The 12,920-nt window shown below is 55.5% G+C and carries 11 protein-coding genes; 6 read left to right on the forward strand and 5 right to left on the reverse strand.

The window, feature by feature from the left end; translation table 11 throughout:
• Window positions 1–2: 2 nt before the first annotated feature.
• The 3 genes from K239x_RS11915 to K239x_RS11925 all read right to left on the reverse strand — a co-directional run bounded on the left by K239x_RS11915 (window position 3) and on the right by K239x_RS11925 (window position 5,052).
• Window positions 3–2,339, reverse strand: coding sequence for a cytochrome c3 family protein (locus K239x_RS11915; RefSeq protein WP_145418194.1), 2,337 nt, complete (start codon window positions 2,337–2,339; stop codon window positions 3–5).
• Between the two features lie 84 nt (window positions 2,340–2,423).
• Entirely contained in the window at window positions 2,424–3,245 is an 822-nt protein-coding gene (locus K239x_RS11920) for a hypothetical protein (RefSeq protein WP_145418196.1), read from the reverse strand.
• Window positions 3,246–3,249: 4 nt separating this feature from the next.
• Window positions 3,250–5,052: a cyclic nucleotide-binding domain-containing protein gene (locus tag K239x_RS11925; protein ID WP_145418198.1), complete on the reverse strand. Its 1,803-nt coding sequence runs from the start codon at window positions 5,050–5,052 to the stop codon at window positions 3,250–3,252.
• A 212-nt stretch (window positions 5,053–5,264) separates the two neighbouring features.
• Between K239x_RS11925 and K239x_RS11930 the strand changes: the two genes are divergently transcribed.
• Complete coding sequence (locus tag K239x_RS11930; protein WP_145418200.1) at window positions 5,265–6,038, forward strand: class I SAM-dependent methyltransferase; 774 nt, start codon at window positions 5,265–5,267, stop codon at window positions 6,036–6,038.
• Window positions 6,039–6,060: 22 nt separating this feature from the next.
• A complete protein-coding gene (locus K239x_RS11935) occupies window positions 6,061–6,465 on the forward strand; it encodes a PaaI family thioesterase (protein ID WP_145418202.1) in 405 nt (134 codons plus the stop codon).
• 6 nt (window positions 6,466–6,471) lie between these two features.
• On the opposite strand, the gene K239x_RS11940 is transcribed toward K239x_RS11935, so the two are convergent.
• Both K239x_RS11940 and K239x_RS11945 read right to left on the reverse strand, forming a co-directional pair.
• Complete coding sequence (locus K239x_RS11940; RefSeq protein WP_145418204.1) at window positions 6,472–7,245, reverse strand: SDR family NAD(P)-dependent oxidoreductase; 774 nt, start codon at window positions 7,243–7,245, stop codon at window positions 6,472–6,474.
• A gap of 230 nt (window positions 7,246–7,475) precedes the next feature.
• A complete protein-coding gene (locus K239x_RS11945) occupies window positions 7,476–8,675 on the reverse strand; it encodes a winged helix-turn-helix domain-containing protein (RefSeq protein WP_145418206.1) in 1,200 nt (399 codons plus the stop codon).
• 254 nt (window positions 8,676–8,929) lie between these two features.
• Here K239x_RS11945 and K239x_RS11950 point away from each other — a divergent pair, with 254 nt between their 5' ends.
• The 4 genes from K239x_RS11950 to K239x_RS11965 all read left to right on the forward strand — a co-directional run bounded on the left by K239x_RS11950 (window position 8,930) and on the right by K239x_RS11965 (window position 12,893).
• A complete protein-coding gene (locus K239x_RS11950) occupies window positions 8,930–9,835 on the forward strand; it encodes an alpha/beta hydrolase fold domain-containing protein (protein ID WP_419189960.1) in 906 nt (301 codons plus the stop codon).
• A 211-nt stretch (window positions 9,836–10,046) separates the two neighbouring features.
• Window positions 10,047–10,796, forward strand: coding sequence for a (Fe-S)-binding protein (locus K239x_RS11955; RefSeq protein ID WP_145418210.1), 750 nt, complete (start codon window positions 10,047–10,049; stop codon window positions 10,794–10,796).
• Window positions 10,797–10,891: 95 nt separating this feature from the next.
• Entirely contained in the window at window positions 10,892–12,277 is a 1,386-nt protein-coding gene (locus tag K239x_RS11960; RefSeq protein ID WP_145418212.1) for a LutB/LldF family L-lactate oxidation iron-sulfur protein, read from the forward strand.
• Window positions 12,278–12,287: 10 nt separating this feature from the next.
• Window positions 12,288–12,893, forward strand: coding sequence for a LutC/YkgG family protein (locus K239x_RS11965; RefSeq protein ID WP_145418214.1), 606 nt, complete (start codon window positions 12,288–12,290; stop codon window positions 12,891–12,893).
• The last annotated feature ends 27 nt before the right edge of the window (window positions 12,894–12,920 follow it).

Genomic DNA, 12,920 nt, shown 5'->3' on the forward strand with positions numbered 1-12,920 from the left:
GGCTATTGCGTGATGTGGTAGCGGTGACACTTTACGCATGATTCGCCAGCGGCTTTGGCGGTGTGGCAAGTAGCACACGCGTGTTTTTCCAGCGGCAGGAATTCGTGTGCCTTACGGAACTCATCGTTGTCTGTCTCTTGGCGACGAAAGTTAGCCAGGCGAACGGGACTGTTGCTGTCGGCGGGCAAGCGGTTGTTTGTGTTGACTTGATGGCAGTGTTGGCAATCCGAAAGCTGGGACACATTGAGATGCGGTCCGTGAGTGAACTTGGTGAATTGTGTTTTGGAACCCACCAAAGCACGGCTGTGCCAACTGGCAGGGATATTCGTGGCGGCTGTGTGGCAAGACATGCAAGCCGTGACGGCACGAGTCGCCAGGAGCTGTTTTCGGACTGGGTCACTTGGTGGTAGTCGGCGAACCAATTCAATGGAGGCCCGGAGCACCGGGTCCGAATGGCCACTTCCACGGTATGCGACGGCAAGTCGCAGTGAATCACGGTACCAGCCACCCTCGGGCATCATTTCGGAGGGGTTGAACCGAGTGGCGGGACGGCGATCGCGATTTGGGGCGGAGCTGAGCGGATCGTTGGATAGGGGATCTTGCGCAAGTGGATCCTGCGAAAGTGGATCCACAGCTAGCGGGTCCATCGCTAACGGGTCGGTAGCGAGTGGATCAGTTGCGAGTGGATCGACGGCCAACGGGTCGGTTTGGAGTGGATCCTGTGCCAGTGGATCTTCCCCTATTAGGTCGGATCCATCCAAGTTGTCGGCAGGCAAATTGGATAGTAGTTCGTCCGCCGCAGCACTGGCTGGAGACAACTGTGCGATTCGGGGGCCGGAAAAGAAAATGTCTTCGTCCGAATCGAGTGGCAGCAGGAGTGAGCCTTCGCGTCGCTCGGTGGATGAGGTGGTCGATTCGTCGGTGAACCCGACCTGTTGAATTTCCGGATTCGGTCCCGAGTTGATCAAACCGGCTTGCTGCTGATCCTTTGCTTGAAACCACTTTGAGTACGCATCTGACAAAATTTGTGCTGGGAGATTGCGAACAATTGGCTCCATCGCTCGACGAGATATGCCCAAGTCAGCGATACGATCAATGATCGCCACTTGTCCGCGATCTGCCAAATCTTGGAGCAGGCGTTCGTGTGCTGCCGCGACATTGCGTAGGTCTTGAGCGGTTTGCGGATCGCGTTGATTGAGAGTTCCTAGATCCGCGTTTCCGATTCGATGAATGCTTTCGGCGGCCTGTTTGTCGGAACGGATCAACAGAGCTGCGAGCGGCGAAATGCGTCCATCCAGCGGGCCCGTTGCGTTTGGCGGCCATGCCAGCGGCGTGGTCAATTCCATTGGGAACGTTGGCAATGCAAAGAGTTCAACTCCCTTGGCGGATTCAATTTGAAGCGAATCGTTGTGACAGGATTGGCATCCGCTTTCGTAGCTGACGGTTCGGGTGATCTCCCCTTGGTCCGTCTTTTGATGGCAGCGATTGCAATCGAATTTCTCCGCACCTGCTTCTGACTTGGTCGCTGGGAAGTGCTTGTTGGCGTGCGACTGGTGGTTAAATGCGATGTCACCGCCGCGACCGTATGGCCACTGGCCCCAAGTCGGGTGTGACTGCGCAAATTTGCCAAAGCGGTCGGAGTGGCAGGTTTGGCACTGAGCGTCGGAGACCGCAAGCAGATCTGCCGTGGAACCTTGGTGTTCGCGATGGCAGGTAGAGCATTCGATGTTGTTTTGATCGACCGCGGGGGCGGGCAAACGATCGTGCCACGAGTTTGTGGTGTTTTTGTTGGGGATTCGGGCGGATGCCAAACGAATGCGTGCGCGAATTTGCTTGCGAGCTTCCGCAGGCAAGTTGTGCGCGAACTTTGCGACGTCGCGGTTGATGGTCTGGTGATGACAATCCAAGCAGCGGTCGGTCTGGCTGACATCGTTGTGTCCGGCTGCATCCGGATTGAACCACTCGGTCGGCGAGATGGACGCCGAACGATGGCAGGCCGCGCACCGAGCAGACGTCAATGTGCTGGAGAGGATTTGCGAGTGAGGCGAAGACAGTTCGCCTGGTTTGAAAACGTCGGGCGAATTTTGCGGCCGAAGCGCGTAGCCAAGTCCTAGTACAAATACAACGAGCGTACCAATCACGAATCGTAGGCGTTTGCCGTTCCAGGACTGATTCGGGTGGCAAGCATCCGCCATGGGGCAACGGCCCGATCGACTGGGGCCGTTAGGGCAGGCATTCTGGGCACCGGCGCGACCACATGTCCACGAGTCGCCCGGACGATCATAGACCGGTCGGGAACTGTCGGGCGGTTCAGGAAGTTTAGCTTCGTCGCTTCGCATTGTAGTAAGCGGTAAATCAGTTGCAGAGAAGTGGTAGGCAGTGACAGTTTGCTGAAGACGCGGGTTCTACGGGCGGTTGCTGGTTTACCAAGTAAATCGGATAGCGATCACGGCGTGGACGATGGCAGCGGCGGTTAGCACGATGGAAAAGGTGGCATGTACCGCAATCCATGCGCGAAGTCGAAACTGCAGAGCGTATTGGTAATCCAAATCATCGCGGCGCCGGATCAGTGCCGCGAAACGTCCCGCTGTTTCGCGGCTGTCTGGTTCCAAGTAGCGATCGAGATCTTTGATGTCACCCAGCAGTCGCCGACGTCGATTGCCGGTGGGCACCAGCACGTAGGCAAGCGAAGGCGGTTTGGCGAAAAAGCTTTGCAGGTAATCGTCGTAAAACGCTTCGAGGACTTTTCCGGCGGCTGAGTCTTTGGTTTCGTGCAGGACGGCTTCGGCTGTTTGGCCAATTCGATGGCGTGTGTTGGATACCTGGTCGAATCGATGTTGGCCTGCCACGGCAGTCAATCGGCGCGGGACCGTGCGGCTGACATAGACTCCGTAAAACCCACTGAGCGAGACCACCCAAAACAGCAGCGACAATGCAAATTCAAAGGTTCCGCCTCCAATGACAGCGGGCACATGCATCAGAAAAACGCCGCTGGAAAAGATGCCAGTGTAAAGATGGACTTGAGTCCATGATGACATGCTGCCAAGCGGTAGCACGGGTAAACGCCGGCGCATGCCAAGCATGATCAGCAGGAACAGAGCCGCTAATAATGTGAATCCCGTGAAATGTGATGCACTGCCAAGCCTGGCATCTTGGAGCCACGCGCAGGCCCAGACGATTAGCAATGCGCACGCGGTTGCGATCAGTGACACGACGCGACGATTACGAAACGATAGAGATTGCATCTGATTAGGCTCTTCTTTCAAGCCACTGAGAAAGAGGCTTGGATTCGGTCAAATCAATTCGGACCAAGGCATCATGAGGGCAAGCCGATGCACAGGCAGGTCCGGTCGGCAAGCTACTGCACATGTCACATTTGGTGGCTTTGCTGATCGGTTTTCCGGACGTCGCATCGCAGTAAGCGCGGCCGCGTGCGTCGTAGATTTCGGCCATGCGAATGTTTTCGTAAGGACAAGCATTGGCACAGGTCCCGCAGCCGACGCAGATGGATTCGTGAATGTCGACGACGCTGGATTCGTCGGCTCGGGAAATCGCCCCCGTCGGACAGCCGATCATGCAAACCGGGTCGGCGCATTGCATGCACGCCTGGACGAACTGCAGCCGATCGAAGGTGGCGCCTTCGCGGACGAATTTTGGATTGCCGTCATGAGCGCTGGCACACGCTTTGACACAGTCATCGCACCGAGTGCAGCGATGCAAATCGATCACCATGGCTTGCTGACCGTTATTCATCCGGTTCTGGACGATGAATTCCAGCATGCTGGTTGAATCAAACTGGGTGCCGTTTTTGGTTTGCTGGTCATCAGCCACTTCGCCATCAGCTGCCGTGCGTCGACTGGTGCGTCGGCGTTCGCTGCGGCGTTCGTTGGAGTCGTACATCACCGCGGCGGCTTGCTCGGGCAATTCCGTGCGGCGAACGTGGGGCAAGATTTCGTGAGCAAACGTTTCCACCGGGATCGCCAGGACATCCAGGAATCCAACGGCTCGCAGTGAATTGACCAGCGTGTGCGGCGATTCGTCTTCGGGACGCAGCGCGTTGCAGGCAATTTCGTCGAGCCCAAACACGTGGCCTTTGCCGATGTAGGCGGTCGTGCGATGGCCATCGCCATGCCGACGGCTAAGTCGTCCAAAGCCGCTGCGCACAATCAGTAGTTCCGTCGGCATCCGGCCTTCGGGGGCAACCAATGGTTCGCCTTCGATTTGTTCGGCCGGCGGCAGTTTACGAGTCTTTTTATAGTCGGTGTTCCATTCCATGCGCCCGTAAGACTGAACCTGAGTGGCTTCGGCAATTTTGGCCAAGCTTGAATCGGGAACGTGTCGCAGCAGCGGAACTTCGCGAAGGTGAACCGGTAGCCAATGTTTGCGATAGTGGTTTTCTAATGTGTCGGCAAACTTCTTGTCTCGTCGCAGAATTCGCAGGCCTTGCCAACGAATCTCCAGCAATGTGGCTTCGGTTTGTGCCACGACGGTTGCCGTCCGAGGCGAGCGGTACATCGCAGCGACTTCGCCGAACAGTTCGCCGGGGCCAAGTGAAACCGATTCGCGGCCGTGCAAGACGGCGTCAAAGTCTTGCAGGAAAACGGCCTGCCGATCATCGACTTGTCGCACCAGATTGCGATGGGCCAAGTTCGCTGACACGTCGGTCGCCCGGCGAGATTCGGGAATGTTGGATCGTGTCAGGAATCGCCGCAGTGATTCGGACCAACCAATTTTCTGAGGCGGAGTTCGACCCAGTTGTTCCGCAGAGAGCGATTCAACGACGACTTCCACGCTGCCGGCGATCAGCAAAAATGCGCTGTTGCCGTAGTCACCTTCGCGAACAATGATTTCGCCCGGTTCGCAGCGGTGCATGCGACAGTCGTAACGCAGGATCCCGTCCAGCGGCATGGTTCGTGGAAACGATTTGGGATCCATCGACGCAAACGGATCGCGGCTACGTAGCCAGGCCACGTCCGAATCCGTCATCGCTTTGTCCAAAGGCTCATCCCAACGTTGGGGACGACGCACAGCTACTGCAGGGGTTCCTTTCATACCGAATCAATACAAATTGCAGGTCCTCACGGTCAAGGCAGTTATTGGTAGCAAAGGTCGAGTCTTCTCAGCGGATTCTGGACGGCCGTTGTTAGACGGCCGTTGCTAGACGTTGGCAACTGGCGTGCGCGAGCGATCGGCTGGACGATTGCTGTTTGCCTGCTAGGCTTTCGGCTCAATTCATAGCATTACGACCTTCCGAAAGCCGCTTGATGACTGACTGGTACGATCACCCCGAGTACTTCGACCTGATATTTGCGGACGAAACCGATGCCGAGGTGGCCTTTTTCGAGGCGGCGTTTGAAAAATTTGCGGGCAGAACGATTCAATCCGTGTTTGAACCTGGGTGCGGCAGTGGGCGATTGATTGCAGCGATGGTCGACTTGGATTATGAAGCGACCGGTTTGGATCTGAATCAAAAGATGCTGGACTTTCTGGCGGCCCGCTTGGAAAAAACAGGGCACTCAGCGGAACTGATTCGCGGCGACATGTCGGCGATGAAGTTGCCGAAGACCTACGATGCTGCGTTCTGCACATTCAACACATTTCGTCATTTGTTGACCGAAGAAGATGTGGTGGGGCATCTGCGGTCGCTAGCGGATCATATCGAGCCCGGCGGGTTGTACATTTTGGGTTTCCACATCATTCCGTTAGACGCGGACGAAGAAGAAGTCGAGCAGTGGGAAGCGTCCAACGATGACTTTACCGTGGATGCGACGTTGGCCGTGATCGAGTTTGATCGAGACAACCGTCGTGAGAAATTGAAGGTCACGATCGACGTGACGCACAAAGATGGATCGACCGATCAGATTGAAACGGTCTTTCCGCTTCGGTTGTACACGTGTGACGAAGCGAGCGAAATGTTGCAAAGTGTCAACGATGTGTGGGAGATCGCCGGCATCTATGACTTTGACTACGACATCGACGAAGAACGTGACATGGACGACGATCTATGCGATGCCGTGTTTGTGCTGCGTCGCAAGTAGACTCTTTTGTTAAGGTAACTCATTGGAAAACCAGCACGATCGCTTTTCGCAAGCGCCCATTTCTCAGCTCGTCGGTTTTGAAGTCCAGCCGGCAAGCAACCCGGGCGATTATTTGGGCGAAGCCGTCGTTCGGCTTCGGTGCGGGCAAACGCATCACAACCCGATGGGACGCGTCCACGGTGGTGTGGTGTCTGCGTTGGCCGATGCGGCGATGGGGATAGCGTTTGGTCGGACGCTGTTGGACAGCGAGGATTTTTCGACGATCGAGATGAAGGTCAGTTTTATTCGCCCGATCAAGGACGGATGGTTGACGGCGAAAGCGACGGTCGTGGAACGCGGCTTGCGAATCGGTTTCGTTCAATGTGACATTACGAACGAACGGGGAAAGCGAATCGCGACTGGTTCGTGCACATGCACCGTGGTGTAGGCCCGGCTATTTTCGCAAGATGCGGTTCATCAGCGGCGGTGACAGGCGATCGGCATACACAAGAGCTTTGCCCCCCACCGAGCAGATGACTTCGCTGCGGCGTGCTTTGATCGCGGCCAGCGTGGCTTTGGCTACTCGTTCGGGGGGCCAGCTGCCGATGCTCTTGGATGAATTGTTGGCGTCAGTGTCGACGAGCGAATCAAAAAACTCACTTTTCGTTGTGCTCGGGCTGACCAGCGTCACTTGGATCCCATCACCAGCCAGTTCGACGCGCAGCGCGTCGCTGAAACCGTGCATCGCAAACTTGCTGGCACAGTATTCCGATTTGTCGGGTACGGCGCAGTGCCCCAGTACGCTGCCGATGTTGCAGATCACACTTGCGTTGCCCTGTCGCAAATTTGGCAACAAACTACGCGTCAGTTCTGCGGGGGCAAAAAAGTTAACTTCCATGATCTGGCGTAATCGTTCGGGAGTGGCTTCGGCGAACGGCCCGATCGCACCAATTCCGGCGTTGTTGACCAGTAAATCCAAGGCGCCACCACGTAGGCTAGCGGCTTTTGTGCCGATGTTTTCACGTACCGCCGGATCAGTGATGTCACCAGCGACGGGATGAATGACTGTCGGCGAAAATTCGCTAACCAGTTGGTCCAGGCGTTCACGGCGGCGAGCAACTGCAATCACAATCGCCTCCTGCTGTGCCAGCAGGCGGCACAGCGCGCGTCCAATTCCGCTACTGGCTCCCGTGACGATGCAGACGGATTGAGCGGGTTTCCAACGCATAAAAAAATGGAGTTTTGGGAGCGACGAGCGGGCTTAGGTGCGGTAATGACCGAGTGTGACGGGGACGGAGTATAGCGGATTCACGTTCAAGCCAACGATCAGCATTCAGCCGGGACGATTGGCCAGTGAACCAGATGGGGGCAGCGAAACAGAGTGGGCTGCGAAACAGAGTGGCGTTGCGGTGGACGCGGAGCTCATTTTCAAAGCCCTTGGATCTGGCCGCGTGTTGATTAGTCTGCCAGATGGTTCAGAGCTTTTTTCAAAGCAGGTTTCAGCTTGGCGGGCGACGTTTTTTTGAGGTGCAAAGCACGGCAGTCATTGAATCGCAGGAATGACTTCAGTTCCTTGCGCAGCGCATCGAAGAACGCGTCGTTCTTTTCAATGCCGGGTTCCATCGAAAGGTGGTGAATATCTAACCGGCATGTGTCGCGGTTGGCTTTGCAATCCATGCGGGCGACCAGCCGACCGTCCCAAAGAATGGGCAACGAAAAGTAACCGTATTTGCGTTTCGCCGCCGGAACGTAGCATTCGATTAAGTAGTCGAAATCGAATAGCTTCTGCATTCGTTTTCGCTGAATCAACAAATTATCGAACGGCGAGAGAATTTTTAGTTTGCTGCGCAGGAGCGGTTTGCTGAGTTGCTCGATCGAATCGGGGAGCGTGTAATACAATTCATCGGCAACGCGGACCTCGCGGAGTTCACCGCTGGAGCTCATTTGTTTCAGGGCATCCGCGACTATTGGTTTTGTGTTTTTGAGCAGGTAAGCGATTTCCGAACACTGGCCCAATCCGTTCGCTTGCAAGTAGCGGGTGATCAAAAAGCGAGCGTATTCATGCGGCGTCGGCACGGTGGTGTCGGTGTGATTGGGGAGCACCCGTTCGGTCAGGTCGTAGACTTTGTGAAAGTTCACGCGGCGGGGAATCATCAGATCGCCTTGCATGAATAGACTCTCCAGGGCACGCTTTGCAGGTTTGCTTTGCCAGTCTTTGGTTCTTTTGCCGGTGTGATCAAAGTCCTTGGCCATCAACGGTCCTTCGTCCGTGATCCGCTGGAGCACTTGTTTCATCAACCGCTTGTCGGGTTGGTAGAAATGTTTCTGCTTGCCCGATTTAAACGCCTGCTTTCTGGGCAGGGAGAATCGGTAGTCGCGCATCGGCAAATAGGCCGCCGCATGCGACCAGTACTCATAGACCGATCGGTCGGCCAAGAGTTGATCCAGCTGGTCGGCTTGATAACGCGGATTGCGGTTCCAGAGTGTGTGGTGGTGCGCGCGCTGGATTACCGAGATCGTGTCGATTTGGATGTAACCAATTTGTTCGATCGCCGATCGCGTCGCATCGACGGAGTTTCCGGTTTGTTTTGACGGAGGAAGCTGCTGCGACAGTAGGACCAGTTTTCTGGCTTGTTGGATCGAAAGTGAATCTGTCATGAATGCGGCGGTCGATCGATTTTGGCGGACGTCAGTTGATCGGTGAGGCGTCAGTTGACCTGTGGATGGACCAGCGAGTGGAAGTGCTTCTCGCCCTCATTGCTACACGGCCCCCTTCACGGAACAGTCTGCTCGCGGATGTGCGTGCGGCGTTATACTCTTGCGTTCCATCGCGAAGGCGATCCATTCGAGCGAATTTGAGCCGGGAGTTCCAGATGACGCGTGTATTGTTGGTTTTGACATTAGGGTGTTTCGTGTGCTCAGTTGCCTTGGCCGACGAACGCGGCGAGGGTTCCGGCAGTCAGCGCGACTCGGACTCCGGTAAGCAATCGGCGGCGGCCAAAGCGACGGTCCAGGAAACGGCGGATCTGGTGTACGCAGAGATTGACGGCCAGCAGTTGAAGCTCGATTTGTACGTGCCCCAGACGCAGCGTCCTTGTCCGTTGCTGGTTTGGATTCACGGCGGTGGATGGCGTGCTGGATCCCGAAAGCGTGTTCCCGTCCTACCGATGACGGAACAGGGTTTTGCGGTGGCTAGCATCAGTTATCGCTTCACCGACAAGGCCGTTTTTCCGGCTCAAATCTACGATTGCAAAGCCGCCATCCGTTGGCTTCGCGGAAATGCCAAGGCGTATGGTTACGATGCCGATTGGATTGCGGTTTCGGGTGGTTCAGCGGGGGGGCACTTGGCGTTGCTGATGGGAGTGTCCGGCGAAGTAAACGCATTGGAAGGGACGGGGGGCGGATTCGCCGATCAGAGTTCCGCGGTCCAAGCCATCGTCGACTACTTTGGTCCAAGCGATTTTGTTTTAAGAGGACGAACGCAGCCAGAGCGAGCTTATACGCAGGAGTCTGGCAGTTTTGCTTTGTTGGGTGGTGTTCGCGACGGAAAACTGAGCGGCGTGATGGAAAAGTTTGCCAGTCCAACGCACTATGTTTCCGCGGAGGATCCGCCGTTGTTGATTTTTCACGGAACCGAGGACAAGGTGGTGTTACACGATCAGAGCGAGCGGATCGCGAATGCGTACGCTGCTGCCGGTCTGGATGCAAAACTTGTATCGGTTAAGAAGGCCGGGCATGGCGGGAAGGTGTTTTTTCGAGAACCGTATCTGGAGATGCTGACGGATTTCTTGCAGCGACACCGGCCGGCTCCGGAGTAATGGAAGTTTTCTTTCACGCCTGGTTTTCATGATGCGCAAGCGGTGGGGTGGCTGACCGCTGATAGACTGGCACTATTAAGTCGGCCGTACTTTGCTCGAGAGGCGAGTCCATGCGTGTCATTTAAAGCAGCCGAACTGCTTACCGCGGTCACGACTTTCGGATTACAATAGCGGTCTCTTTGGTTCTGCACCCGTACTTTTCTATTCGCGAATGTCTGTTGCCCTATTTGTTCCCTGCTACATCGACCAGTTCTATCCCGATGTGGCCGTCGCGACGCTAGAGTTGCTCGAAAGCCTGGGCGTCGATGTCGAATTTCCGTCGGGGCAAACTTGCTGTGGGCAGCCGATGGCAAACACGGGGTGCAATGCAGAAACAGCACCGGTTGCGAGACGATTCGTCGAGATTTTTGCGGACTATGATGCCGTCGTTTGTCCGTCGGGTTCGTGCACAGCAATGGTGCGGCACCATTACGCGGAGTACTTTGCGGCCGACGACGCCGCGTTTCAGCATGTTTCGACGCGGACGTTTGAGCTGTGCGAATATCTGCACGACGAGTTGAAAGTCGAGCAGATGCACACGAGTTTTCCGCACAAAGTTTCGCTGCACCAGAGTTGCCACGGTTTGCGTGAGCTGCGTCTGGGGCAGTCAAGTGAATCGCGAGTGGTCCGCGAAAACAAAGTGAAGAACGTGGTTTCGCTGGTCAACGACATTCAGTGGATCACGCCGGAACGAAGCGATGAGTGCTGTGGCTTTGGTGGTACGTTTGCGGTTAACGAACCGGAAGTGTCGACGGAAATGGGACGCGCCCGAATTGCAGATCACATCAATGTCGGCAGCGAAGTGCTAGCGTCGGCGGACATGAGTTGCCTAATGCACTTGCAAGGATTGATCCGGCGAGAGAAGTCACCGATCAAGGTCATGCACGTTGCCCAGATCATGATGGGACGTCCCATTCACTAAATTGCGAGTCGCTTTGGCGTGACGAGAGTTTCGCTTGACCGCTTCACTATTCTTGCCACAGACATCCTTTTCACGACGAATCATTCCCAACTGTAATGTCCATTCCATTACCCATTGTCGATCACCCCACGGCGGCACGCAAATTTGTGACCGACGATCAACGGTCTCCGTGGCATGATCAAGCGCTTTGGTTTGTTCGCAGTAAACGAGACAAACAGGCCGACACGTTGCCCGAGTGGGAGTATCTGCGTTCGATGGCATCGGCTATCAAAACGCATACGATCGCAAATCTGGGCAACTACCTGCAGGAGTTCGAGAAAAACGCAACGGCGCAGGGCGCGGTGGTTCACTGGGCAGCCGACGCAGCTGAGCATAATCGTATCGTGCTGCAAATATTGAAGGAGCATCAAACGCTACGGATCGTCAAAAGTAAGTCGATGCTGACCGAAGAGTGCGGGCTGAACCATTTCTTGGAGGACAGCGGTATCGAAGTTGTCGACACCGATTTGGGAGAGCGAATTGTTCAGCTTCGTGGCGAAACACCTAGCCACATTGTGTTGCCCGCGATCCACATCAAAAAGGAAGAAGTCGGCGAGACGTTTCACGAGCATTTAGGGACGGACAAAGGAGCTTCGGATCCCAAGTATTTGACCGAAGCGGCTCGTGGGCATTTGCGAGGAAAGTTTTTGTCGGGTGAAGTCGGCGTCACGGGAGTGAACTTTGCCATCGCCGAAACCGGGGGGTTGGTCGTTTGCACCAATGAAGGAAACGCTGACTTGGGTGTTTCATTGCCGCGAGTACACATCGCTTGCATGGGCATCGAAAAATTGGTGCCTCGGTTTCGCGATCTGGCTGTCTTTACGCGGCTGTTGGCGCGATCGGCAACCGGCCAGCCGATCACTTCTTATACGTCGCATTTCCATGGGCCTCGCGATCCTGAAAGTGAATTACACATTGTTTTGGTCGACAATGGACGCACTCGTTTGCGAGATTCACCGGAGTTTCGGCATGCCCTGCACTGCATTCGCTGCGGTGCTTGTATGAATACTTGCCCTGTGTACCGCCGCAGTGGTGGTCACAGTTATGGGGCGACCGTACCAGGTCCGATTGGTTCGGTGCTGTCACCGACTCGTGACCCGAAGAGTTACAAGAGTCTCCCGTACGCGTGCAGTCTGTGTGGTTCTTGCACGGACGTGTGCCCCGTTAAGATTCCGCTTCATCATCAGTTGTTGGCTTGGCGAAAGGAATTAGTCGGCAAGGGGCTGTTGCCTTGGAGCAAGACGTTCAGCATGAAGGCGGCGTCGTTCATGTTTCAGCGTCCGCGGTTATTCACGTTCGTGGGCAAAGTGGGACGCACTAGTTTGCGATTGCTGCCACATTGGTTGACGCACAATCCGATGAACACTTGGGCAAAAACGCGAGAATTGCCGGAGCCGCCCAAAGAGACATTCACTCAGTGGCACAAACGAAATCGAACTTAGCCAATAAACTATGAAACCAAGTACCTCCAGTCGTCGTGGTGTTCTGGATCGATTGAATAGCCAGTCGGTGGACGTTCCCCCGTTGCCGGATCCCGATGCGTCCAAGCTGATTCAGTTTGATGATCCCTTCGAGCGTTTTAAAGAATCGCTCGCGTTGGTAGGGGGAGAAGTCCATGAGATCGAACATCCCTCGCAGGCGACCTCGATACTGAATCGGATCGAAGCGTTCTCGAGTGCCCAGCGAGTGGCATCGGTTTTGCCCGCTGCGGTCAAATCCACAGTGGATTTGGCGATGGTTGATGATCCGCATTCGCTAGCCAGTTTGGACTGGATGGTCGCAAGCGGCGAATTTATGATCGCAGAAAACGGAGCGATATGGGTCGATGGATCCACGTTGCCGCATCGCGTTTTGATCTTCATCGCTCAGTTCTTGGCCATCGTTGTGCCACGCGATGCAATCGTCCACAACATGCACGAAGCCTACGACCGAATCGGTGCACCCAAGCCCGGCTTTGGTGTCTTCGTCTCGGGACCTAGTAAGACCGCCGACATCGAACAGTCGCTTGTTCTGGGGGCACACGGATGCCGCAAGCTACAAGTTTTTGTGACTTCGTAGGACGCATTAGAAACAATGCGCGAATAG

The sequence above is a fragment of the Stieleria marina genome, from assembly GCA_007741555.1.
In the GTDB taxonomy this organism is placed as follows: Bacteria; Planctomycetota; Planctomycetia; order Pirellulales; family Pirellulaceae; genus K23-9.

What these genes read in the sequence shown, in the direction of transcription:
- K239x_RS11915 (WP_145418194.1), bottom strand. Translation starts at nt 2,339, where the DNA reads ATGCGAAGCGACGAAGCTAAACTTCCTGAACCGCCCGACAGTTCCCGA.
- K239x_RS11920 (WP_145418196.1), bottom strand. Translation starts at nt 3,245, where the DNA reads ATGCAATCTCTATCGTTTCGTAATCGTCGCGTCGTGTCACTGATCGCA.
- K239x_RS11925 (WP_145418198.1), bottom strand. Translation starts at nt 5,052, where the DNA reads ATGAAAGGAACCCCTGCAGTAGCTGTGCGTCGTCCCCAACGTTGGGAT.
- K239x_RS11930 (WP_145418200.1), top strand. Translation starts at nt 5,265, where the DNA reads ATGACTGACTGGTACGATCACCCCGAGTACTTCGACCTGATATTTGCG.
- K239x_RS11940 (WP_145418204.1), bottom strand. Translation starts at nt 7,245, where the DNA reads ATGCGTTGGAAACCCGCTCAATCCGTCTGCATCGTCACGGGAGCCAGT.
- K239x_RS11945 (WP_145418206.1), bottom strand. Translation starts at nt 8,675, where the DNA reads ATGACAGATTCACTTTCGATCCAACAAGCCAGAAAACTGGTCCTACTG.
- K239x_RS11955 (WP_145418210.1), top strand. Translation starts at nt 10,047, where the DNA reads ATGTCTGTTGCCCTATTTGTTCCCTGCTACATCGACCAGTTCTATCCC.
- K239x_RS11960 (WP_145418212.1), top strand. Translation starts at nt 10,892, where the DNA reads ATGTCCATTCCATTACCCATTGTCGATCACCCCACGGCGGCACGCAAA.
- K239x_RS11965 (WP_145418214.1), top strand. Translation starts at nt 12,288, where the DNA reads ATGAAACCAAGTACCTCCAGTCGTCGTGGTGTTCTGGATCGATTGAAT.